Source organism: Nitrosospira sp. TNL200 (genome assembly GCF_055386305.1).
Window position 1 is genome coordinate 3,004,209 of the sequence record NZ_AP041003.1, and the last position, 22,917, is coordinate 3,027,125.

The following is a 22,917-nucleotide window of genomic DNA, read 5'->3' on the forward strand; positions in this document are numbered from 1 at the left end:
GACTTATTCAGGCGTCTTCAGCGCCATAAAAGTGATGGGGCCCGCCGCCGAGATGCGCAATGGACCGCTGTCGCTTGCAGCCTTGTAGGATTCGCCGTCAACGATATACTCGTCATCCATGAGCACTTCCAGCACGTGGGTATTGCAGCTGAAATAACCATCCCGTTCTTTAAGGATCTGGCCGCGCCCCCTCAATACCGACAACAGTGAATGCCAGGGATTTTTTCGATACTGTTCGACAAATGTAATATGCAGCGGCCCCTGTTCCTGCCCCCAGTATGGGCGCATATCAAACAGCAAGCGATCCAGGGAGCTGGCAAAAAAAAAGGTGTAGGTTCCGCTTCGAACCTTATTGCCGGGTTTGGCGATCGACATATTGACTGGCGCCCATGCCCCATTGCGACGCCCGAAAACCACGCCTGCAAGATAACCAAGGGTAATGAGAGCTGAATATATTTCCCCTGTAATTCCCAATTTTTTTATCCTGCTTTGGGAGAATATCACAGCCCGGGCAATAAGTCCTGCGCCGAGAAACATCCCATACACCTTTTCCGCCCCGGCCTGCTCAACGCAAAGCACATATCTTTGCAGTACTGAAGGCGACGTGCGTTCCAGCAGATATTCCTTCAGGTGATAAAGGATGAGCTCCGGCCTGCCATGCATTCCAAGATCCATTGCCGTCATGTTGGTCGTCCCTCCGGGAACGATCGTGAGCAGGGGCCAGCATTCTGGCGGCTGCATGGCAAACAGGTGACATAGCGTTCCCTGCACCGTGCCGTCGCCCCCGACGATGATCAGCAAATCGATGTCGGCAACCAGAAATGTCTCTACCGATTCCTTGATCTCGGATGCGTTCGTGACTTCCATGCAGATTACGCCTGGAATGCCGAAAACAGCCTGTCTCACACTATTCCTGCGCTTTCGGATACGTCCGCTGAGAGGATTTAAAAGCACTCCGATTCTCGCAGCTCCAGACCGCAATCTGTTGATTCTCTGCTCCAACTAAAAACCTTTATAAACTTTTATAAATTTTCAATGGGGTAAAAATCCGGGCAACAAACTTTCCGTCATTCTCACCCAGCACGATGTCCTCGAACCAGGAACGTAACGGCCCATGGGACCGGCGCATCTGCCAGGCCATCATTACCCGGACGAAAAGAAACAGGGTGGAAAGAAGATGCCAGACGATTACCGCCCACAGTCCGGCGTCCGGCCTGCCCATAAGCCACCCGGCCGTCAACAGTATCAGGTTGGGGTTACGTCGCGCAGTGATCAGCCGATTGAAGGAATCGAGCGGGCGCCATATGAAAATATCGAATGATGCAATCCAGAACTGAAAAACCCCTTCACATAACCGGCCACCAATGTAACCGATAAGTATCAGTGAAAACAAGATGGTCAAGTCGGCTACCTGGACCGATTCGGGTATTAGCCCGATAGCCCAGGCCATATACCAGAGCGGGGGATGAATGATATCCAGACCATGATCCAGCGCATCCCCAACGCGGCTGGACGTTACCGTAACGCGAGCCAGTTTCCCGTCCACGGTATCGAAAAAGGTCATCAGCCACGCCATTATCAGCCCTGCGCCGAAATAGGCGTGCCAAAAACCGATTCCGGCTGCCAGGGTAAGCACCAGGCTAAGCAAGGTAACCTGGTTGGGGCTCAAGCCCCAGCGTACACAAAGACGCGTAACCCAAAAGGCGGGCATGGGCCAGAGCCATTTGGTGACCAGATCGGTTACACCTTTGTAGGATCGCACGAATAACTCTGACTCGAGCTGCAAGCGGTTGCATTTGCTGATAGGCAACACGTAGGGCTTGTCTCTTTTCTTGAGATTTCGCTGCAGGCCCAGTACATCGAGATCCTCCGTGGTATAGCGCGGCGGAATGGAGTAGCTCTGCTCTTCTGCCCCGTTTATCAGATACCCCAGCGCGGCGGTTGCATCGATAATGGAAACCCGCATTGCCGCAGTCTGGCCTTCATTCGTAACAAGCGTCAGGTTCGTTTTCGCGCTGATCAGCGTTGCCAGTACTCTGTCATCAAATAAATAATCTGCCCGCAATAGCAGTACCGCTGCCTGATCCGGGATTTGGGCGATCTTGTCCACCAGCTTGGCCTGTGCCCGCGACGCCACCATACGCCGGAGACGCTCGCGGCCGCTCAACCCCCAGATATCGATTTCACTGTCGCCAATGATATAAACATAAATTGTGATGGGCATAGAGTCTTCTTTTATACTTATATGCGGGCTCGAATTCGCGCCGGATATCAAATTTGGGTCATCGAGTAGAATGCTCGCCATCTAAAATACACGTCGCAGCCAGACGTTTGCGAGAGCTATCAGTATTGCGCCAGGAAGTAGTGCAGTCAGCGCGGGATTCAGATGCCACAATAATCCGAGATTCGAAAAAACCTGATCGAGCAAGTATACGGAAATACCCAGCATGGCTGCGAGCACAAGCCGATTCCCCAGCCCCGTCCGTACCGACCCAAAAACAAAAGGGATCGAGAGCAGCAGCATGGCAATGGTGGTCAGAACCGCGCCGGCCTTTCGCCACAAGGCTAGGGCATAAGCCTCCGCCTCCTGCCCGGTGGCGCGCAAAAAGCGCACATGCAGAAACAATTCGAGGGGTGAAAGACTATCCGGCTCCTTGGTCAGCGTGAAAATATCATCCGGGTTCAGGAAAGATTTCCATTTCAGGGAATCCGCAGTGACCGACTCGATGCGGTTTTCCGAAAATGTCCGGGTCGTGACTTCGCTCAGCTCCCACATATCGCCGTCAATGAAATCGGCATGCCTGGCGCGGATATGAACCAGTAAGAAACCATCCTTGTCAAAATTCATTATCTCGATATCCGCTGCTCTTCCAGCATGCAGCATTTCGCCGATGCGCAATATGTTCCTTTCATCCCGCGTCCAGATTCCGAGATTCTTGCCAAGCGAAGCGCTCTTGTCGAGAGCGGCTGCCTTCCAGGAAATCGCTTTTTGCTGAAGCTGCGGAGCGATGAACTGTTCCAGCAAGGCGATAAACAACAGGAGGATCAGTCCCATTCCCAGCGGGGCCATGCTGATTCTGATGGGAGACATGCCGGCCGCTCGCAGCGCGGTCAATTCGGAGGCAACTGCCAGCCGGCCAAGGGCAATGACGTTGCCCAGCAGCGCAACAAAAGGCGCAAGCTGGATAAAGCGGCGCGGCAGCAGGAATGCCATATGCAGGAATGCGTCCTGTGCCTCAAAAGTCCCCTTCCCGACGGCATCCAGTTGCTCCAGCAGATCGAGAAACCCGAACAATGGCAGCAAGACGGCGGCTGCGATTGCCAGGCCGATCGCGACCTGCAATGCCAGGTAACGATCAACCGTTATCATCGGAATGACGAAGATCGTTGCTGGAATGCGATTGTCGTTCAGACAGGATGGATTCGACAAGCAACAGATCGGCAACCTTGTCCACGTCGATTCCTGCCTCCGGATAGGGCAGGAACACCGGGGAAACCTTGATGCCCGTCCTTGCAGCAACAGTTTTCAATCCCCGGTCGACCGTCAGCAAGCCCGTCACGTAGAACAGCACGGTAATCAGCCCGAAGACCTGCGCAATCAATTGCCAGGGCCGTTTCCGCAGTTCTTCCGCTCGCCGCCAGAACGAAACCAGCCCGCGGCCCCGAGGATTAAGGAAAGCGTACAAATTACATCCGCACACTTGCGCATCGCGCAATTTTATAACCGTCCTTCTTGCTCCCGGGAATGCCGCCGCGATATCGCCATACGCAACCGCTCCCACTGCCGCATCACCTTCCTGCTTTTGCGACTCCGTGAGGAAATACTGAACGATTGCGGGCGTCAGCAATGCATGGTCGGCGGTTGTCAAAAAAACAGGCGCATCGCGCTCGATTTTCGCGAGGCAGCTATCAGCGCTGCGGCTCGGGGAATCGAGATTCGGAAGCCAGGTAACGCGGCCGCTTGCGATACGATCATCCAGCTCCGGACATGTCTGTATCGCGTGCTTTGGCGGACCGCAAATAATGATGGATTTGATCATGCCGCTCGCCTCCAGTGCGTCGAGCACGCGGATGATCATCGGTATTCCACGAACGGGAACAATCGCCTTGCAGGCAGAACCCGTTCTGGCGGCGACCGGATCGCCAGCAGCACGATCCGCAGCAAGGACTACGGCCGTAAATTGCTTTCTTTCATCCATCGGATTTCATGGTGGCTATTCAGCTTCGATCATGCGCCAGCGTCTTTCCGTAGATCCGGTAACGCTTGTACTCCTTGCAGCCCATGTACTTGAGAATACTGCGCATGGGCTTGTTGTCCTCGAGTATCCAGGACAGTTCCAGCGCCTGTATTCCCCTGGAAATCGCTGCCTGCCGCGGGGCATCGATCACCATCAAGGCGAGCGCTATGCCAAGCGGCGTATTCTGAAACTGCCTGCGCACCCCCATCAACGGGATCCTGCCTGTACGAACTCCCCTGGATTTAAGATGATGGATTAGCCCTATCCAGCCCAAAGGAAATAAACTTCCATTCAATTCGGCAAAAATTTCATTCAGGTTCGGTAATCCCGCCATGAAGGCCGCGGGAATACCATCGACCTCCGCGATCTGGACGAAATCGTCCGGGACAAGGAGGCGAAGGCTAGTGCCCAGTTCGGCAAACTCGGCCTCGGTAAAAGGCACAAAACCCCAGTTTTCCGACCATGCATCGTTGAATATATCACGCAGGGTTTCCATTTCTTCGCCGAATCTATCCCTCCTCAATTGCCGCAATACGACCTGCTTCGAAAACTTTTCTTTCAAGTTGATCATCAATTGGGGTGGCGAATCGTCCACCTTTACCCAATAGGCAAGCATATCCTTCACCGGCCGATAGCCGTGCTGTTCCAGAAGGAGGCCATACCACGTCCGGGAATGGGGCATCATCACCATCGGCGGCGTATCAAAACCTTCCACCAGAATGCCGCATTCCTGATTGATGGATAAATTGAACGGCCCCGTGACATGCATCGTACCGCGGGCGGCCAGCCAGTCTTCCGCGCTGGATAGAAGCGCATCCAGCACCTCTGTATCCTCTATCATTTCAAGCAGACCAAAATGGCCGGTGCGCGGACCATAACGGTCCCGATGGAGTTGATCAACCTGAGCGCTGATCCTGCCTACTGGTTCGTTATTCCGATATGCGACCCACGCCTGCCATTCCGCATGCTTCAGAAATGGGTTGAATTTCGAAAAATGCAGGCGCCGCTCCAGCCGCAGCGGCGGAACCCATAGCGGGTCATCGGCATATATGCGCCATGGAACATCGATAAATGTTCCCATCTCCCGCCAGCTGGCAACGGGACGGACGACTACCGGCCCCACGGATGGACTCGGCATTTTATTTTTGTACGAAACATGCAAATATTTACAAAATCAAATCATGATCAACAGGGAAACGGGATGCTATTCACCATGTCCCTCGGCTTTCCTGATCCTCTTCCGCCCTTTGCCACCTGCCCCACAAGCGCAGCATTGAAACTCGCACAAAAACCATATCAAATGCGCACTGGATTGAAATGGGGGATGTGCAGCACCCGCTTCCCTGGAGGAAGTGGGACGCCTGCGCGGGACTGCCGGAAGATGCGTTAACCCGATACCTTGATGGCTACCTATGATATTATAATGGGATTTTTCTGCCCCGGTTCAGAATGGCAATGCGCGTCATGAAGGAAAGCGAGCCATTTTAACCGTCAAACGGGTAAAACGTAATGTTTTCGCCAGTGTAAAGCAGACGGGTTTCTGTCGTTCCAAAGCGATATGACTTGAAGCCAGGGCGATCTGCGGCCGCCCGCTTTGCCGGATAGTTCAAGTTTACGGGGACAAGTCGAGGGCCGGGGATATTGCAGAAAAGAGAAAGGTGATAGTCAAAATTTACCGTGGCAACATTTTAAACAGAGGTTGATTACTAATGGAAAGTAGCGAAACCAACCTGATCATTTCCCTCGCGCTCATTCCGGTCGTCATCTGGCTGCAGGTCTGGGTGCGGAAGCGGCGCGGCCGGCGTCGCAACGAATCGGGCCAGCAGGAGTTCGACAGCTTGGGTGCGACACTCCTTTCCGCAATCATAGAGGGCGGAGCGGTAATTTCGAGTTTGATACTCATCATCTGGATCATGGGAGGCATATTGCGATATCTATTCCCGGTCATATTCAATGCAAAATAAGCATGAGTTCCCGAGGGACGATGTAGCTCTGCATCCTTTTCCTTGATTGGTGATGGTTCCGCCGGCGAATCAATACGTACCGCAAAGCCTTGCTCCCTATCGGCTTCGGATACTGCTAAAATTGTAAAAGCTCTTTATCGAAGGCGGCTGCTAAGATCCATGATAAAACCCGATTGTGTATGCGCGTAGTTGTCACTGGAATGGGGGTTGTTTCACCCATTGGAATAGGCACCGCCCAGTTCTGGGCAGCCGCCGTGAATGGAATCAGCGGCATAAAAAGAATCGAAGGCTTTGACGCTTCCGACCAGCGTTCGCAGGTTGCGGGCCAGGTTCCTTCCTTCAATCCTTCGGACTTTCTGTCCCCAAAGCTTCTTGATCAGATAGACAGGTTTGCCCAGCTAGCACTGCTTGCATCCAAGCTTGCGCTGGAGGATGCCGGCGGACTCGACTCGTACGATCCCGGACGTGTCGCGGTCAGCATCGGATCGGGAATGGGGGGATTCGGCACGTTTGAATCCTCAGCCATCCGTAAATTTAGAAATCAGCCGGTCCCCCCCTTCACCGTGCCCCGGACCATGGCAAACTCAGCCGCAGCCTGGGTTGCGATCAAGCACCGGTTTACAGGGGTGAACCTGACATGCAGCACGGCCTGTTCTTCCGGAGCCAATGCGATAGGAATGGCGCTGGATCTTTTGCGATCAGGACGCGCCGATGTGGTAGTCGCCGGAGGCGCCGAAGCTTGCGTGTTGCCGCTGACCATGACGAGCTTCGAAATATTGCGTGCCTTGAGCACGGGTTTCAATACCGATCCTGAGCGCGCCTCCCGTCCATTTGCGAAGGGCCGCGACGGTTTCGTAATGTCGGAGGGAGCAGGCATACTCATCCTGGAAAGGGAAGAGAAGGCGAAACAGCGAGGAGCCAGGGGATATGCGCGCCTCGCGGGATTTGGACAGACATGCGATGCCGCGCATATCGTGATGCCAGACATGAACGGCCAGGTGGCAGCGATGCGGGGAGCCATCGTGGACGCCGGGCTGGAGCCGGAAGATATCGACCACATCAATGCCCACGCCACCTCGACGCCCCTGGGCGACATCGTCGAAACCCGTGCTGTAAAGAATCTTTTTGGCGAACGGGCGAAAAACATTCCTATCAGCGCAACCAAGTCGCTGATAGGCCACTCCATCGGCGCCTCGGCCGCAATGAGCAGCATCGCCACGATCATGGCCTTGCATACGGGAACAGTACATCCCACCATCAATCTCGACGAGGCTGATCCGGAGTGCGATCTCGATTACACCCCTAATCAAGCGCAGCAGAAAAATCCCCGAACCGGGCTATGCAACGCATTCGGGTTCGGCGGAAATAATGCAAGTATCCTTTTCACAACTCTTGAGTGAAGGAATAAATCGGATATGGATAGAGCAGAGATTGAAACAAAAGTCGTACAGTTCATCGCCACCAAGGTAGAGAACAGGGATGCCTCCACTATTAACAGCTCATCCAAATTCGAGGAGCTTGGCCTCGATTCCATGGATACCATCCAGCTCCTGTTTGACGCCGAGGATAGTTTCGGCATCAACTTTGATGGTGAAGAGGCAAAAGGATTTACGACTGTAGGGGATATTGTTTCTTATATTGAAAAGCACCAGGCACAAGCTGCGTCGTAATAAACGGGTGGAGCGCAGGCCAGAAAAAACAACACAGGAAACCGATATGAGGGCCACGAAAGCGCTGAACGAATCTTCGCGGGTGTCCAAAGTTTTTTAAGCGGTCTTCTTTCTGCCTGACGATTTTGGCCTGGCTTTTGTCCCGGTTTCGGTCGTTCCTGATCTCGCCTTGCTCTCCCTGGCTACTTTCGCCTCGAACTCGAACTCCACCTTGCCATCTTTACCCATGACGAGATAAGCTGAAAAGGGTCTGCCTTTTTTGGAGATGAACTTCGAAAGCAGATCAGTTTTGCCGGTTCGCAGAAGCTGGGCTACCTGCTCCCGTTCGAGAGCACGCGCGAGAATGATCTTTCCGATCCGGAAGTTGCAGCCGCGAGTCGGACCCACGGCTTTCTCGCATATATAACTCATGCCGTGATCATATATATTCCCTCCACAGCGGGGACACTTCCCGATTGCCGCCTGACCAGAAAAATCGATTTCCTCTGCCCCTGCCTCATCGTTCTTGCCAAAATCAAATTTCATCTCAAGCGTATCGGTAAGCCTGACATTGGCATTGAAGAGGCGCCCTGTTTTACTACGAAATCCCTGGAGCGGCCCTACTTCCTTTTTAGTGATCAGCTGCTCCATTTCCGCCGTTTCAAATTGCCGTCCCGCCAGGATCTTCCATAATGCGAAATCACACTGCTGGCACTGAAATTTCTTGTACGTCTCCTGCATCACCCCGCCGCATTTAGGGCAAGGAGAGGCAAGGGTGGAAAAATCACCGCTGATGGTTTCACCGCGATGGTTTTTCGCCTGCTCCACCATGTGGCTCGTCATTCCGGCAATTTCTTCCATGAATTTTCCACGCTCGAGCTTCCCCTGCTCTATCTGCCGCAGCTTGAACTCCCAGTCGCCGGTCAGTTCCGGGGAAGTCAATTCAGGCACTTTCAGCCCTCGCAACAGCGTAATAAGAGAAAATGCCTTGGCTGTGGGGTGCAATTCCCGTCCAACCCGCTGCATGTAGTTTTCAAATACCAGTCCTTCGATAATCGCGGCCCGGGTGGCCGGAGTACCCAAACCCTTGGTACTCATTGCCTCGCGCAACTCTTCGTCTTCCACCATTTTTCCGGCACTTTCCATTGCGGAGAGAAGAGTGGCTTCATTGAACCGGGCTGGTGGCCTGGTCTGGCTGGACATCACCTTGATATCTTCGGCAAAAGCCGACTCGCCGGCCGCCACTTTGATGAGATTGGTTTCATTCCCGCCTGTACCGGACTGGGCTTCCTTCCCATAGACCACCTGCCAGCCTGGGTTCACCATAACCCGGCCTTCGGTCTTGAATGGCTCATTCTCGACCCGGGTTATCCGGGTGGTTACCAGGAACTCGGCCGCTGGGTAGAAAATTCCCAGAAACCGTTTTGTCACCAGATCGTAAAGCTTGGCCTCAGCCTCGTTCAACCCCTTAGGCTCGAGCGAGGTCGGGATGATGGCGAAATGGTCCGAAATCTTTGCGTTGTTGAATATGCGCTTGTTCGGCTTCACCCACCCGGCTTCAAGTATCTCCTTCGCATGCTTTCCATATGAAGTCTTTCCCAGCGAGCCCAGTGTTTCCTTGACCGTCGCAATGTAATCCTCGGGGAGGGCGCGCGAGTCGGTGCGCGGATAAGTCAACACTTTATGCTTTTCATATAACGCCTGGGCCAGTCCCAGCGTTGCCTTGGCGGAAAACCCGAAACGGCCGTTTGCGTCTCGTTGCAAACTCGTCAGGTCATAAAGCATCGGGCAGATTTCACTGGATGGCTTGCTCTCGTCGCTCACCACCCCGGTTTTATTTATGCACTTTGCGCGAATGCTTTCCGCACGGCTCTGATCCCATAACCTCTCGGGTCTCTGCTCGGCATCCTTTTTGTCTTTGGAAAATCGCTCGTCGAACCAGCGGCCCACGTATGTGCCAGCTTCGACCGCAAAGGTCGCATGCACTTCCCAGTAATTTCTGGGAATAAACTTCTTGATAGCATCTTCCCGTTCGATGAGAATAGCCAGCGTGGGGGTCTGAACGCGCCCCACCGTAGTCTTGTGGAACCCGCCCTCCTGCGAATTGAAGGCGGTCATCGCGCGGGTGCCATTGATGCCGACCAGCCAATCCGCTTCGGAGCGACTCACCGCCGCTTCTGCCAGCGGGTGAACGGCAGAAGCATCGAGCAGCTTCGCAAAACCCTCCCGAATCGAAGCAGGCGTCATCGATTGCAGCCATAATCGCTTTACCGGCTTGGCGGTTCCAATATGGCGCACGATATAATGAAAAATCAACTCCCCCTCGCGTCCGGCATCGCACGCATTGATGAGCGCCTCCACGTCCTTGCGCTTGATAAGCCTCGCGAGAAGCTTCAGCCGTGATTCAGTTTTTTCGATAGGGTTGAGATCGAAGTGTGGAGGAATAACGGGCAAATTGGCGAAACTCCATTTTCCGCGCTTGACCTCATATTCTTCCGGTACCGCCAGCTCAAGCAAATGCCCGATCGCCGACGACAATACATACCGATCGCTCTCGAAGTAGTCGGTGTGCTTGTCGAACCCACCCAGGGCTCGCGCGATATCGGAAGCAACAGAGGGCTTCTCGGTAATAATCAAGGTTTTACCCATGAAGTTCCTGTAAATTTCTGCAGTATCCGGAACCTTCCGTCATCGATGAAGACCAACGCCTTGCTCGACGAATCATGTGTCCCATGATCCTCTGAAGTTTCGGCGGAGCACGCATGCCCCAGCTGGAACAGTCTCTTTCCATCACCTTTCCGTTCTTATATCAACCGCCGCTTTCTGCATTTCAAAATCCGCCAACATGAGAAGCCCAAATACAGGATCGCCGGCCGGCTACCGCAGGCGCTGATAGCGCCCGCCTGGAAGACTGGCGACCACGCCATCGAGTTCTAACGACAATAGCATCGCCGATACCGTTTCAACCGTCAAGCCGGTGCCAGCGCACAAGGCATCGATATCGCTGATGTCATGCCCAAGATGATTCAGAAGCACCGATTCCTGAACAACAGGCTCCTTAGCGCCATCACTTGCGCGTGTGCTGCGAGCCGGACATTCATACCCGAACTCATCCAGGATATCCTCGATCGCTTCCACGAGCTTCGCCCCTTGCTTGATGAGCGCGTGGCATCCCTTGGAGAAAGGCGAGTGAATGGAGCCGGGAACAGCAAACACATCTCGCCCTTCCTCCAAAGCCTGGCGCGCAGTGATGAGTGAGCCGCTTTCCAGCGCGGCTTCCACTACCAGGCAACCACGGCTCATGCCGCTGATTATTCGGTTGCGGCGCGGGAAATTACTACCGATTGCGGGAGTACCCAAGGGAAACTCGGAAATCAATGCGCCACGTTCAGCCAACAAGTGGGCAAGACTTCTGTTCCTGCCCGGATATACGATATCCAGTCCCGTTCCCACCACGCCTATACTGGCTGCGGTGCCGCGCAAACCGCCGCCATGAGCCGCCGCATCCACCCCCAGTGCCATTCCGCTCACGACGCAAAATCCCGCGTTACTCGCAGCTTCGGCAAAAGCCTCTGCGTTTGCCAGGCCTTGGGGCGTGGCGTTGCGGCTTCCCACGATCGCAAGCATGGGAAAAGTCAGCAGCTCACGCCTGCCCTTGAGATAGAGAAGAGGCGGCGGATCGGCAATGTTGAGCAGTAGTGGCGGGTAATCGGCATCGGCCAGCGTAACGATGGAGTTTGCCGGATTCTCGAGCCATTTAAGCGCTGCGGCCACTTGCTCCGCATCTGCCCCTCGCGCCAGGCTGGCGGCCGCTTTCCGCTTTATCACGCGCTCCAGCTCCGCAACAGGAGCTGAAAGGATTTCAGCCGGGTTATCGAAAGCGCCCAGCAATTTTCTGATTGATTCATCTCCAAGACCATCAATCATCGAAAGAGCGAGCCAGGACTCGACGTCACTTGTCATTTTCATCTCGGTAGATTCGCCGGACACGAAGTGCCGGTTGAATTCGATAGCTAACCATTATCGGCCCGTCTCGTTCGAAACTGGATCAGGCCTGTCAAGGAAGAGCTGAGCAAATCCTCGCTGGCGCGACGGCGTCTTTGCGGGATAGGGTGTGCGAAAGACGACGGCGCGAATGAAACAGATTGAGCAGGATTGAACCCAAATCCGGCAATTGACCGCTCATTTCCAATTTAAAACCATGATCCACAAAGACTTTCCACGATACTTGGCGTTCACCTGTATGGTGAGTTCGCTACAGGGCAGATCGCGCGATTTTTGCGGCACATGGCTGCGTTGCAACTCCTTGGAATTGAATGGCCATTCCTCGTCGCAGCACCTTGCCCTGCACTCCAAAAACCGCACACTCCACCCTGTCCAACTACCGGATTTAGGTTGAAACGTTGTGAATCCCGCCGGGGCGTCGAAAGCCAGTCTTGGTTCAGATCAGATATAATGGGGCTTGTCCATGATCCATAAACACCGTGAAACACGGATGCCGAGTCAAACAGGTTCCTCGTGGTAAAGATTCTGCATTCAGTTCCTCAAATGTGCAAGTTTCCTCGTTTTCCTTATGGCACTCCTGAAGATATTGCTCTATCCAGACGAACGTCTGCATACCGTCGCGGACCCGGTATCGAAAGTTAACGAGGAAACCAGGCTCCTCGTACGCGATATGGCGGAAACAATGTATTCCGCACGTGGCATCGGCCTGGCAGCTACTCAGGTCGATGTGCATCAACGCGTGATCGTTATCGACGTTTCCGACACCCATGACACGCTGTACGTATTTATCAATCCCGAGATCGTCGCGAGGAGTGGCGAATCCGATTATGAAGAAGGCTGTCTGTCAGTCCCGGGAGTCTTCGGAAAAGTATCTCGTGCCTATCAAATTACGGTCAACGCGCTCGATGCCGACGGCCAGCCGTTCACGCTCGATGCGGATGGAGTGCTGGCTGTATGTATTCAGCATGAAATGGATCATTTGCTCGGTAAGGTATTCATCGAGTATTGGTCACAAATGAAGCAATCCCGCCTGCGCACAAAACTGAAAAAGCAGCGGCGCAAGGTGATGTGACACCGGCTGCGCAACCGCCGGCACGATAGATCTGGCTCGGGCGAAACCGCGTCATCGCGCCTTGCCCTGCACTCCGGAAACCGCACACTCCATCCTGTCCCACTGCCGGATTGAGGTTAAATGAAGATCATTTTTGCAGGAACCCCGGCTTTTTCTGCAACTGCGCTGGAAGCCCTGAAAGCAGCTGGATACGACGTCGCACTGGTGCTGACTCAACCTGACCGGCCTGCCGGCCGGGGAATGAAAGCGATGCCGGGCGCAGTCAAGGTGCTGGCAAAGCAATATGGACTTCCACTATTGCAGCCGCACTCGCTCAATGGGGCAGAAGTAAATACGCAACTGGATGCCATTCATGCGGATGCGATGATAGTGGCAGCCTATGGGCTCATCCTTCCGTCAACTGTTCTGGCTCTCCCTCGCTATGGCTGCCTGAATATCCATGCGTCGCTTCTGCCGCGCTGGCGGGGCGCTGCCCCGATACAGCGCGCCATACTGGCTGGCGACCGGGAAACGGGAATCACCATCATGCAGATGGATAAAGGCCTGGATACCGGCAATATGCTATTGCAGCGAAGCATTCGTATCGGCCGCGATGATACCGCTCAAATGCTGCATGACAAACTTTCGCTACTTGGAGCAGATTGCATAATTGAAACCTTGATGCAACTGGAACAAGGGAATCTTTCACCGGTTCCTCAAAGCGAAGCCGGTGCAACTTATGCGCTTAAATTGAAAAAGGATGAAGCACGAATAAATTGGGAACTGGGAGCGGAATTTATCCACCGCGCAGTACGGGCATTCAACCCCTGGCCAGGCGCCCATACGCTAATGGACGGCAATATATTAAAAATATGGCGCACACGCATCGGCACAGACACCGATGGCCTTAATCACCGGGCACCGGGCGAAATTGCTGCGATAGGCTCCAACGGTATCACCGTGAGGTGCGGCGAGGGAGCGGTCATACTCGAAGTAGTGCAGAAATCCGGTGGAAAAAAGATGAATGCGGCGGAATTTGTTGCAGGGCATCCGTTATATCCAGGCGACTTCTTTGAATGCGGGAAATGGTCAAATCCCAGCTTGTAGCCGCCGACACCGTGAACCGGGTATTGAGCGGCGCGAGCCTGACCTCCTCCTTGCAGAAAGTGTGGAACACGGAGAAAGATATGTCCGCGCAGCAAAGAGGTTCGATTCAGGATATCAGCTACGGCGTACTGCGCTTTTATGGTCAACTTGATGCGTTGCTGGGACTTCTCCTGAAAAAGCCTATCTGGAACGACACGCTTCGTTGCCTGCTATTGGTGGGCTTGTATCAGCTCATATACAGCAGGGCTTCCCCTTACGCGATAGTGGACAACGCAGTGTCTGCATCCCGGTATCTCGAGGAAAGCAGGAGCGCAGGCGGACTGGTGAATGCGATACTACGAAACTTCTTGCGCCAAAAGACGACTCTCCTGGAAAAAGCAGCCGAATCCGAAACCGCAAGATATTCTTACCCCAGTTGGTGGATCAGGAAACTGCGAGCGCAGTATCCCGCTGATTATCAGACGATACTGCTCGAGAGCAATCAGCGCCCCTCGATGACGCTGAGAGTCAATGCCCGCCAGACCACCTCGTTGGAATATCAGGATTGCCTTAGCCGAAACGGCATTGCATCACGGGCGCGAAAGAATAATATACTCGAGCTGGAACAACCGGTCGCAGTTGAAAAACTGCCCGGTTTTGCGCAAGGCCTGGCCTCGGTGCAGGATGCCGGCGCCCAGCTGGCTGCGCCTTTGCTGGATGCGCGCGATGGGATGCGGGTCCTGGACGCCTGCGCGGCACCAGGCGGAAAAAGCGCCCATTTATTGGAATTGGCGGACGTGGAATTGACTGCTGTCGATAATGACACACTGCGGATAGATGGAATAACGCAAAACCTCGCTCGATTGCATCTCCATGCTTATCAGGTTCTCCATGGCGATGCGGCACACTATGAGACATGGTGGGACGGCAAACCTTTTGATCGGATCCTGGCTGACGTCCCCTGCTCCGCTTCAGGGGTTACACGCCGTCATCCGGATATCAAATGGTTGAGGCGCGAGAGCGATATTGTCCAGTTTGCGGTGAAGCAGGCGGCAATACTGCACGGACTGTGGCAGATGCTCAACCGCGGTGGTAAATTGCTTTACGCCACCTGTTCCGTATTTGCCGAGGAAAATAAACTGCAGGTAGGACATTTTTTGGGCCACCACCCGGATGCGCGGTTGCTGCCCATTTCACGAATTTCACAAACGAAACTGGTGGATGGCCAGCTGTTGCCGACTCCCCACAATGATGGTTTCTACTATGCCTTGTTGCACAAGGTCTGAGTTCTTTTCCCGCCTCTTGCGATTAGTCGTGCTGGCCTCCCTGTCGGGAGGCCTATTACTGGTGCGAACAGCCTATGCGGAAGGCCATATACAGCTAGATACCGTAACCATCGAAGCCTCCGACGAGGGTTATCAGTTCGATGCGGATTTCGAGATCACGCTCAACTCCAAGGTGGAAAATGCCCTGGAAAGAGGAATCGTTCTTTACTTCGTGACCGAGCTCAACCTGATGAGTTCGCGGCGGTTCTGGTTTGACGAAAGAGTCGGGCACAGCCGCGTGCGGGAAGGCTTGAGCTACTACCCTCTTACCCGCCAATATCGGTTGACCCGAGGCACGCTGTCACAAAATTTCAGCACGCTCAAGGGGGCGCTGCAAGCGCTGGAGCGTGTTCGGAATCGCCCTATCGCCGCGCTTTCCGAACTGAAGCCCGACACGGACTATACCGTGGAATTACGCATGCGGCTGGATATCTCCGCCCTGCCCAAACCATTTCAGGTCGAAACACTGGGCTCGAAAGATTGGGACTTGAGTACCGGCTTCCTGTTCTGGAATACCAGGCTGCCCCTTCAGAAATCACAGGAAAGCTCCCGGCCGTGAAGTATGTCGTGATAATTGGCATAGGACTCGGCCTCGTCATGCTTTTTCTGCTTGCCACGGCGGGGGCTGATACCGAACTTTTTGAACGAAGGTATCGGCTGCTCATCCGCCTGAACGTCGGGTTCGTGGCATTTCTCATGGCAGTGGTCGGGTATCTGCTATGGAGGCTCAGGCGCAGGCTCAAAGCCGGCGTGTTCGGGTCCAGGCTGGCCGTGCGGCTCCTGCTGATCTTTTCTCTCATGGCGATTTTGCCGGGTGCGCTGGTTTATGGGGTGTCGGTGCAGTTTCTTGGCAAGAGTATTGAATCGTGGTTCGATATCAAAGTCGATCGGGCACTCGAGGGCGGGCTGAACCTGGGGCGCGGGATACTCGATAACTTGCTGGATGAACTGCAGAAAAAAACCAGGGCAACGATATCCGGCCTGACCGGGCAACCCATCACCATGCTGACGCTGAAACAATTACTGAACGAGTCACTCGATCAGGAAGCAATACTCTTCGATAGCGAGGGCATAGCGGTAGCTTCTTCGCATACGGATGAAATCGAGCCGTTGCTGGAATCCCTGAACCCGGAGGTGCTGGCCCAGGTAAAGGCGGAGAAGGCATACAGCGCGGTGGAATCCGTACCGGGCAAGGGGCTGTACCTGAGGGTTATCGAGCCGCTCGACCTAGCCAACCCGGAAGACTCCGGTTTCATGCTCCAGCTATTGGAGCCCGTTCCGCAAAAACTGGCCCAGGATGCGGAAGTAGTGCAAGCAGCATATGGAGACTACCAGAAATTGCTGTTATCACGGGAGGGCCTCAAAAACCTGTATGGCGTAACACTGACCCTCGCACTGCTGCTGTCGCTTTTCTCCGCTCTTGCTGCGGCATTTCTCATCAGCGAACGGCTGAGCGCACCGTTGGGCATGCTGGCGGAAGGAACACGCGCTGTGGCTCAAGGTGACTTCAGCAGGCGCCACCCCGTGCAAAGCCGCGACGAACTAGGCGTATTGACCGAATCTTTCAATTTGATGACCCATCAGCTCGAGGAAGCGCGGATACTGGCCCAGCGCCATCAGCAGGAGGTGGAAAGCGCCCGGGCTTATCTTGAAAATATTCTGGCCAATCTTTCCTCCGGCGTTCTGGTATTCGACGAAAACTTGCGCCTGGGAACCACTAATCTCAGCGCTGTCGAAATTCTGGGAGTTCCACTTACGGAGCTCGAAGGTTCCACCATCGAAGAGTGCATCGCGCGCGAGCCTGGACTGGGGTTTTTTGAAACCGGTATTCTCGAGGCGTTTCACCCTGGGAAAAAGGAAGAATGGCAATGCCAGGTGGATCGACTGCGCGATGGCGCAAATCAGGTTCTGCTGCTGCGCGGAACAAGCTTGCCCCATGTACCTGGCGGAGGAGGCGTAGTCGTGTTCGATGACATAACAAGCCTGCTGCAAGCCCAACGCACAGCTGCCTGGGGAGAGGTCGCGCGCCGTCTTGCGCATGAGATCAAAAACCCGCTGACTCCGATACAGCTATCGGCCGAAAGAATGCAGCATAAGCTTTCAGGAAAACTTGATGCTCAAAACGCGCAGATCCTTTTCCGGTCCACCGAAACGATTGTCAATCAGGTGGAAGCACTTAAAAAAATGGTTAACGAATTCAGCGAATATGCGCGTGCGCCGGAACTGGAATTTCACCTGCTTGATCTCAACGCGCTTGTAAAAGAAGTTCTGACGCTATATGAAGCATCCGAGCGGGCAGTGCCCGAAGTATCACAGCCGCATATCCGCCTCGTGCTCGCTTCGGATTTACCGGCGGTGCGGGGAGATTCCGCCCGCTTGCGCCAGGTTATACACAATCTCTTGCAAAATGCGCAGGATACCCTTGTAGGTGTCGCGGAACCTATCATTACAGTACAGACGGAAGCCATGACCGATGAAGTAAGGCTCAGCGTGAGCGACAACGGAGGAGGATTTGCGGAACATGTCAAAGCAAGGGTTTTCGAACCCTACGTTACTACCAAGCCCAAGGGTACCGGGCTAGGACTGCCTATAGTCAAAAAAATCGTGGAGGAGCATCGCGGCGCGATTCGAGTAGAAAATATCCAACCCCGGGGTGCCCGAATTTCCATAACCCTGCCAGCCGCGGAAAAGATGGCTGGCAGCAAGCGGAAAATCGCATCCTAGGACCGCCACAACCATGTTTCGCTTTCTTCACTGTACCGCCACAGCTTTGCCATCGATGACCGGTTCACTCGTGCCAAAGCGCAAACTCATTGCAACATACATTTTCCCGGAATCATGAGCAACAATACCATATTAGTCGTCGACGACGAGATTGGCATACGCGAACTGCTGTCCGAAATCCTGAGGGATGAAGGGTATCGCGTTGCGCTCGCGGAAAACGCTGGCGAGGCGCGCAATTGGCGCAAGCGGACTCGTCCCGATTTGGTGCTGCTGGATATCTGGATGCCGGATACGGACGGCATTACTCTCTTGAAAGAGTGGGCCAGCACGGGACTTCTGACCATGCCGGTAGTGATGATGTCCGGGCACGGCACAATCGATACCGCGGTGGAAGCAACACGCATGGGCGCATCCGGCTATCTCGAAAAACCCGTACCGCTGCAAAAACTTCTCAGCACCGTGGGACGGGCGTTGCGCAGCGGGCAAATCAGGTCGGGCATGGGACTGCCGCTTGCCAATCTTGGCGGAGGTCCGTTGATCGCCGATCTTAAAAAAAGGCTGGAGCAGGTGCTCAACCTCAAAACACCGGTACTGCTTACAAGCGAACCCGGAACCGGAGTGGATCTTTGCGCACGTTTTCTTCACCGTCCCGCCACCCCCTGGGTGGAGCCGGATAATCTGGCCGTGCTCGCAAGCGCTCCGTTTGATTTACTCGAGCAGGCGAAAGGCGGAGTATTGTTTCTCAAGGAGATAGGGGATCTCAACAAGTTGGCGCAAAAGGGATTGCTTCTGATGCTGGGCAAGCTGGAAAAATATGGTGTGAGGCTGGTATGCGCCACATCCATGCCTCTGGCCGCACTGACTGCGCAAGGCGCTTATGACCCGAAACTGTACGAATTATTGAATGGCCTATGCATCAATGTCCCCGCATTGCGGGAACACCGCGAAGATATCCCGGAGCTCACATCCCAGATACTTTCCCGCTTCGTTGAATCGGGAGAGGTATCTCTGAAACAGTTCAGCACGGCCGCGCTGAATGCGCTGCGGAACCATGACTGGCCGGGAAATCTGGCACAACTGACCGGAGTCATCCATTCTCTGGCGCTAACCTGTACCGGCGACGAACTGACGGCGGATGATGTAAAGCAGATATTGGCGTCGTCATCCCCTCTTCAATCCGTTGCGGGCATACCCCTGGATCTGCCGTTGCGCGAAGCGCGGGATATGTTCGAGAAAACTTATTTTGAACAGCTCATCGATCAGGAAAGCGGCAACATGACGAGAGTTGCGGAGCGCGCCGGGTTGGAGCGCACTCATCTGTATCGAAAGCTCAAGCTGCTGGGAATCAAGCTACGGAACCACTGAGTTGCAGGTGGTTTTTCCATCGCCGCCTCCTGCGAAGCCGGGTCGCATAGGATTGGCGAACGCTGGGTTTTGCAGGTTTTTTGATTGTTTTTGCGTGTATTTTCAATTAGAAGTAATTCAGCCCTCATGGTTGTCTGATATCACGACTTAAGCGATAATAATAGTTTTGCCGGCCCTGCACCGCAGGCCCGGGGGATCTCTGAACAAATCCTCGCGAAGGAGGGGTTTATTCAGAAATTCGACCGGGGAAGCGGTGTTTTTATGTGCAATATATTCGTAGACGGGAGAGCTTGTGTCCATGGGAACATTTAGAGATTTTGAAGCGCCGGTGTTCAAGAATCTGACCAGTGCCATTCGTGCGCTTGCTATGGACGCTGTGCAGAAAGCCAACTCGGGACACCCCGGCATGCCCATGGGCATGGCGGAAATAGCCGAGGTATTATGGATCCACCATCTTCGGCACAATCCTGCCAATCCTGGGTGGGTCGACCGTGACCGGTTCATACTGTCCAATGGCCATGGCTCCATGCTGATCTATGCCTTGCTGCATCTCACGGGCTACGACCTTCCGATGGAGGAAATAAAACGCTTCAGGCAGCTTCATTCCAAGACCCCTGGCCACCCGGAATACGGTTACACGCCCGGCGTGGAAACGACTACCGGGCCGCTGGGCCAGGGCCTCGCCAATGCCGTTGGAATGGCCTTGGCGGAAAAAATACTTGCCTCCGATTTCAACCGGCCAGGCTTCGATATCGTCAACCATTACACCTACGTATTTCTTGGTGACGGGTGTCTGATGGAAGGAATCTCCCATGAAGCCTGCTCGCTTGCCGGCACGCTGGGACTGGGCAAGCTGATCTGCTTTTACGACGACAACGGCATTTCCATCGATGGTCACGTGGAAGGCTGGTTCACCGATGATACGCCAGCACGCTTCGAAGCTTATGGCTGGCATGTGGTTCCCAATGTGAATGGCCATGATCCGGTAGCGATCGAGGCAGCTATCGAGGCGGCGAAGAAGGCGACGGACAGACCTTCGATGATCTGCTGCAAAACCATAATAGGCCTGGGTTCCCCCAACAAGGCTGACACCCATGAAGTTCATGGCGCCGCGCTCGGAGACCTCGAAATCGCCGCTGCACGACCGCACATCGGCTGGAACCATTTGCCGTTCGAGATTCCCGACGACGTCTATGCGATGTGGGATGCCCGCGAAAAAGGCCAAAAACTGGAAACCGAGTGGAATCAGAAGTTTGCCGAGTATGCCGGGAAGTATCCGGTGGAAGCCGCGGAATTCAAGCGGCGGATGTCCGGCGATCTTCCGGCCGGGTGGCGGGAACACGTGAATGCGCTGGTTGCTCGTGTTCAGGCGAAGGAAGAAACCATTGCCAGCCGCAAGGCGTCGCAAAACGCAATAGAAGGATTGGCTCCGGCCTTACCGGAACTGGTTGGAGGCTCTGCCGACCTGGCCGGATCGAACCTTACCCTCTGGTCGGGTTCGAAAGGCTGCAACCGTGAGAACGGAGGCAACTATGTTTACTATGGGGTGCGCGAGTTCGGCATGAGCGCGATCATGAACGGACTTTCTTTGCATGGGGGCATTATTCCCTACGGCGGAACCTTCCTGATGTTTTCGGAGTATGCCCGCAATGCCCTCCGCATGGCGGCGCTGATGAAAATTCGAAACATCTTTGTCTTTACCCACGATTCGATCGGTCTTGGCGAAGACGGACCCACCCACCAACCTGTGGAACAGACTGCGACATTGCGCTACATCCCGCGTATGGATGTCTGGCGACCCTGCGACACCATGGAGTCAACCATAGCGTGGGCGAGGGCAATCGAGCGCAAGGATGGGCCTTCCACCCTGATCTTCAGCCGCCAGAATCTCCCTTTTCAGAAGCGGGATGAAGCCACCATCAAATCGATCGACAGGGGAGGCTATACGCTTTCGGAGGCAGCTGATAAAAAGCCTCGTGCAGTCATTATTGCAACCGGCTCGGAAATATCTTTGGCCATGATGGCGCAAAAAGCGCTGGCGGAGGAAGGCATACACGTGCGGGTGGTTTCAATGCCTTGCACCAACCTGTTTGACCGCCAGGAACAGGACTATAAAGACAGCATCCTGCCGAAAGGAGTCAGGCGTGTGGCGGTCGAAGCCGGCATAACTGACTTTTGGCGCAAATATGTCGGTTTGGAAGGAGCGGTGGTGGGCATGGATACATTCGGAGAGTCGGCGCCAGCCAGCGATTTGTTCAAACATTTCGGCTTCACCGTGGACAACGTGGTGAAAGCGGTGAAGAGCGTCATATAGTCCCGTCGCGGACGAAAACGCCACGCTGCTTTTTCATCCCCTGATCTTTTTAATCCGAGGAGTTTTGATATGACAATAAGAGTGGGTATCAATGGATTCGGCCGAATAGGCCGTATGGTGTTCCGGGCAGCGATACAAAATTTCCCGGACATCGAGGTTGTCGCCATCAACGATTTGCTTGAGCCAGACTATCTGGCGTACATGCTGCAGCATGATTCGGTGCACGGACGCTTCAAGGGCGACGTGTCGATCGATGACAATACGCTGGTCGTCAACGGGCACAGGATCCGCCTGACCGCAATCAAGGATCCTGCGGAACTGAAATGGAGCGAGGTTGGCGCCGATATCGTCATCGAGTCCACCGGTCTCTTCCTTACGAAGGAAAGCTGCGAGAAGCATATCGCCGCCGGCGCCAAAAAAGTCATTATGTCGGCCCCTTCCAAGGATGACACACCCATGTTCGTATTCGGCGTGAACGACCAGACCTATGCCGGGGAATCCATTATTTCCAATGCTTCATGCACAACCAACTGTCTTGCTCCCGTTGCGAAAGTATTGAATGATACTTTCGGCATCAAGCGCGGCCTGATGACAACCGTGCATGCGGCTACCGCCACGCAGAAAACCGTGGATGGACCTTCCAACAAGGACTGGCGCGGCGGGCGCGGTATTCTCGAAAATATAATCCCATCCTCGACTGGCGCCGCGAAAGCGGTTGGCAAGGTCATTCCCGAGCTGAACAAGAAACTGACCGGCATGGCGTTTCGCGTGCCGACCTCCGACGTCTCCGTAGTGGACTTGACGGTGGAACTGAACAGCGATGCCACGTACGAGGACATCTGCAATGCGATGAAGAAAGCGTCTGAGGGATCGATGAAGGGTATTCTGGGATACACGGACGAAAAAGTGGTTTCCACCGATTTTCGTGGCGATAGCTGCACTTCCATCTTTGACGCGGAAGCTGGCATGGCTCTGGACGACAGTTTTGTCAAAGTCGTTTCGTGGTACGACAATGAATGGGGATACTCCAGCAAGATTCTGGAAATGGCCCGGGTCGTTGGTAAATAGTTTTTGCAGATATACCGAATGCGTCTGGCCTTCTCAGCCTGACGCATCCGCTTCTGGTAGTTTTTGATCCCCACCCGACTAGGGCACAGAAGTTTTCGTAAAAGCTGTCCTGTGCCCATAAACTTGGA

18 protein-coding genes are annotated in these 22,917 nt (G+C 54.4%); 11 read left to right on the forward strand and 7 right to left on the reverse strand.

Features of this window, described 5'->3' with window-relative positions:
* Positions 1–3: 3 nt before the first annotated feature.
* From ACZ5CE_RS13575 to ACZ5CE_RS13595, 5 genes are all read right to left on the reverse strand, one after another.
* On the reverse strand, positions 4–954 hold the full coding sequence (locus ACZ5CE_RS13575; protein WP_464575435.1) for a diacylglycerol kinase family protein: 951 nt from the start codon (positions 952–954) through the stop codon (positions 4–6).
* Positions 955–1,012: 58 nt separating this feature from the next.
* Positions 1,013–2,224 carry a CDP-alcohol phosphatidyltransferase family protein gene (locus ACZ5CE_RS13580; protein ID WP_464575436.1) on the reverse strand — a complete coding sequence of 404 codons (1,212 nt, stop codon included), beginning with the start codon at positions 2,222–2,224 and terminating at the stop codon, positions 1,013–1,015.
* A gap of 81 nt (positions 2,225–2,305) precedes the next feature.
* A complete protein-coding gene (lptG, locus tag ACZ5CE_RS13585) occupies positions 2,306–3,370 on the reverse strand; it encodes an LPS export ABC transporter permease LptG (RefSeq protein ID WP_464575437.1) in 1,065 nt (354 codons plus the stop codon).
* Positions 3,357–4,199 (reverse strand): nucleotidyltransferase family protein, encoded by an 843-nt coding sequence (locus tag ACZ5CE_RS13590; protein WP_464575438.1) that lies wholly within the window; start codon positions 4,197–4,199, stop codon positions 3,357–3,359. The genes lptG and ACZ5CE_RS13590 overlap by 14 nt, the downstream gene beginning before the upstream one ends.
* A 19-nt stretch (positions 4,200–4,218) precedes the next feature.
* Entirely contained in the window at positions 4,219–5,376 is a 1,158-nt protein-coding gene (locus ACZ5CE_RS13595; RefSeq protein WP_464575439.1) for an N-acetyltransferase, read from the reverse strand.
* A gap of 571 nt (positions 5,377–5,947) precedes the next feature.
* Between ACZ5CE_RS13595 and ACZ5CE_RS13600 the strand changes: the two genes are divergently transcribed.
* From ACZ5CE_RS13600 to ACZ5CE_RS13610, 3 genes are all read left to right on the forward strand, one after another.
* Complete coding sequence (locus ACZ5CE_RS13600; RefSeq protein WP_464575440.1) at positions 5,948–6,202, forward strand: hypothetical protein; 255 nt, start codon at positions 5,948–5,950, stop codon at positions 6,200–6,202.
* A 179-nt stretch (positions 6,203–6,381) separates the two neighbouring features.
* Positions 6,382–7,602, forward strand: coding sequence for a beta-ketoacyl-ACP synthase II (gene fabF, locus ACZ5CE_RS13605; protein WP_464575441.1), 1,221 nt, complete (start codon positions 6,382–6,384; stop codon positions 7,600–7,602).
* A gap of 15 nt (positions 7,603–7,617) precedes the next feature.
* Entirely contained in the window at positions 7,618–7,872 is a 255-nt protein-coding gene (locus ACZ5CE_RS13610) for an acyl carrier protein (RefSeq protein WP_464575442.1), read from the forward strand.
* 96 nt (positions 7,873–7,968) lie between these two features.
* On the opposite strand, the gene ACZ5CE_RS13615 is transcribed toward ACZ5CE_RS13610, so the two are convergent.
* Positions 7,969–10,500: a DNA topoisomerase III gene (locus tag ACZ5CE_RS13615; RefSeq protein WP_464575443.1), complete on the reverse strand. Its 2,532-nt coding sequence runs from the start codon at positions 10,498–10,500 to the stop codon at positions 7,969–7,971.
* Positions 10,501–10,728: 228 nt separating this feature from the next.
* Complete coding sequence (gene dprA, locus ACZ5CE_RS13620) at positions 10,729–11,820, reverse strand: DNA-processing protein DprA (RefSeq protein WP_464575444.1); 1,092 nt, start codon at positions 11,818–11,820, stop codon at positions 10,729–10,731.
* 604 nt (positions 11,821–12,424) lie between these two features.
* On the opposite strand from dprA, the gene def reads away from it, so the two are divergent.
* From def to gap, 8 genes are all read left to right on the forward strand, one after another.
* Positions 12,425–12,928: a peptide deformylase gene (def, locus tag ACZ5CE_RS13625; RefSeq protein WP_464575445.1), complete on the forward strand. Its 504-nt coding sequence runs from the start codon at positions 12,425–12,427 to the stop codon at positions 12,926–12,928.
* 120 nt (positions 12,929–13,048) lie between these two features.
* Positions 13,049–14,014 carry a methionyl-tRNA formyltransferase gene (gene fmt, locus ACZ5CE_RS13630; protein ID WP_464575446.1) on the forward strand — a complete coding sequence of 322 codons (966 nt, stop codon included), beginning with the start codon at positions 13,049–13,051 and terminating at the stop codon, positions 14,012–14,014.
* Complete coding sequence (rsmB, locus tag ACZ5CE_RS13635; RefSeq protein ID WP_464575447.1) at positions 13,993–15,279, forward strand: 16S rRNA (cytosine(967)-C(5))-methyltransferase RsmB; 1,287 nt, start codon at positions 13,993–13,995, stop codon at positions 15,277–15,279. Before fmt ends, rsmB begins: the two co-directional genes overlap by 22 nt.
* A gap of 61 nt (positions 15,280–15,340) precedes the next feature.
* Positions 15,341–15,877 carry a DUF4390 domain-containing protein gene (locus ACZ5CE_RS13640; RefSeq protein ID WP_464575448.1) on the forward strand — a complete coding sequence of 179 codons (537 nt, stop codon included), beginning with the start codon at positions 15,341–15,343 and terminating at the stop codon, positions 15,875–15,877.
* A complete protein-coding gene (locus tag ACZ5CE_RS13645) occupies positions 15,874–18,042 on the forward strand; it encodes a sensor histidine kinase (RefSeq protein ID WP_464575449.1) in 2,169 nt (722 codons plus the stop codon). Before ACZ5CE_RS13640 ends, ACZ5CE_RS13645 begins: the two co-directional genes overlap by 4 nt.
* A 114-nt stretch (positions 18,043–18,156) precedes the next feature.
* A complete protein-coding gene (locus ACZ5CE_RS13650) occupies positions 18,157–19,407 on the forward strand; it encodes a sigma-54-dependent transcriptional regulator (RefSeq protein ID WP_464575450.1) in 1,251 nt (416 codons plus the stop codon).
* A 298-nt stretch (positions 19,408–19,705) separates the two neighbouring features.
* Complete coding sequence (gene tkt / locus ACZ5CE_RS13655; RefSeq protein WP_464575451.1) at positions 19,706–21,721, forward strand: transketolase; 2,016 nt, start codon at positions 19,706–19,708, stop codon at positions 21,719–21,721.
* Positions 21,722–21,790: 69 nt separating this feature from the next.
* Positions 21,791–22,789: a type I glyceraldehyde-3-phosphate dehydrogenase gene (gene gap, locus ACZ5CE_RS13660; RefSeq protein WP_464575452.1), complete on the forward strand. Its 999-nt coding sequence runs from the start codon at positions 21,791–21,793 to the stop codon at positions 22,787–22,789.
* Positions 22,790–22,917: the final 128 nt, after the last annotated feature.

Excerpts from the sequence above, each read along its gene's own strand:
- fmt (WP_464575446.1), top strand. The coding sequence starts at position 13,049 with ATGAAGATCATTTTTGCAGGAACCCCGGCTTTTTCTGCAACTGCGCTG.
- dprA (WP_464575444.1), bottom strand. The coding sequence starts at position 11,820 with ATGAAAATGACAAGTGACGTCGAGTCCTGGCTCGCTCTTTCGATGATT.
- fabF (WP_464575441.1), top strand. The coding sequence starts at position 6,382 with ATGCGCGTAGTTGTCACTGGAATGGGGGTTGTTTCACCCATTGGAATA.
- def (WP_464575445.1), top strand. The coding sequence starts at position 12,425 with ATGGCACTCCTGAAGATATTGCTCTATCCAGACGAACGTCTGCATACC.
- ACZ5CE_RS13610 (WP_464575442.1), top strand. The coding sequence starts at position 7,618 with ATGGATAGAGCAGAGATTGAAACAAAAGTCGTACAGTTCATCGCCACC.
- gap (WP_464575452.1), top strand. The coding sequence starts at position 21,791 with ATGACAATAAGAGTGGGTATCAATGGATTCGGCCGAATAGGCCGTATG.
- ACZ5CE_RS13590 (WP_464575438.1), bottom strand. The coding sequence starts at position 4,199 with ATGGATGAAAGAAAGCAATTTACGGCCGTAGTCCTTGCTGCGGATCGT.
- rsmB (WP_464575447.1), top strand. The coding sequence starts at position 13,993 with ATGGTCAAATCCCAGCTTGTAGCCGCCGACACCGTGAACCGGGTATTG.
- ACZ5CE_RS13580 (WP_464575436.1), bottom strand. The coding sequence starts at position 2,224 with ATGCCCATCACAATTTATGTTTATATCATTGGCGACAGTGAAATCGAT.
- ACZ5CE_RS13650 (WP_464575450.1), top strand. The coding sequence starts at position 18,157 with ATGAGCAACAATACCATATTAGTCGTCGACGACGAGATTGGCATACGC.
- ACZ5CE_RS13600 (WP_464575440.1), top strand. The coding sequence starts at position 5,948 with ATGGAAAGTAGCGAAACCAACCTGATCATTTCCCTCGCGCTCATTCCG.
- lptG (WP_464575437.1), bottom strand. The coding sequence starts at position 3,370 with ATGATAACGGTTGATCGTTACCTGGCATTGCAGGTCGCGATCGGCCTG.
- ACZ5CE_RS13615 (WP_464575443.1), bottom strand. The coding sequence starts at position 10,500 with ATGGGTAAAACCTTGATTATTACCGAGAAGCCCTCTGTTGCTTCCGAT.
- tkt (WP_464575451.1), top strand. The coding sequence starts at position 19,706 with ATGGGAACATTTAGAGATTTTGAAGCGCCGGTGTTCAAGAATCTGACC.
- ACZ5CE_RS13595 (WP_464575439.1), bottom strand. The coding sequence starts at position 5,376 with ATGCCGAGTCCATCCGTGGGGCCGGTAGTCGTCCGTCCCGTTGCCAGC.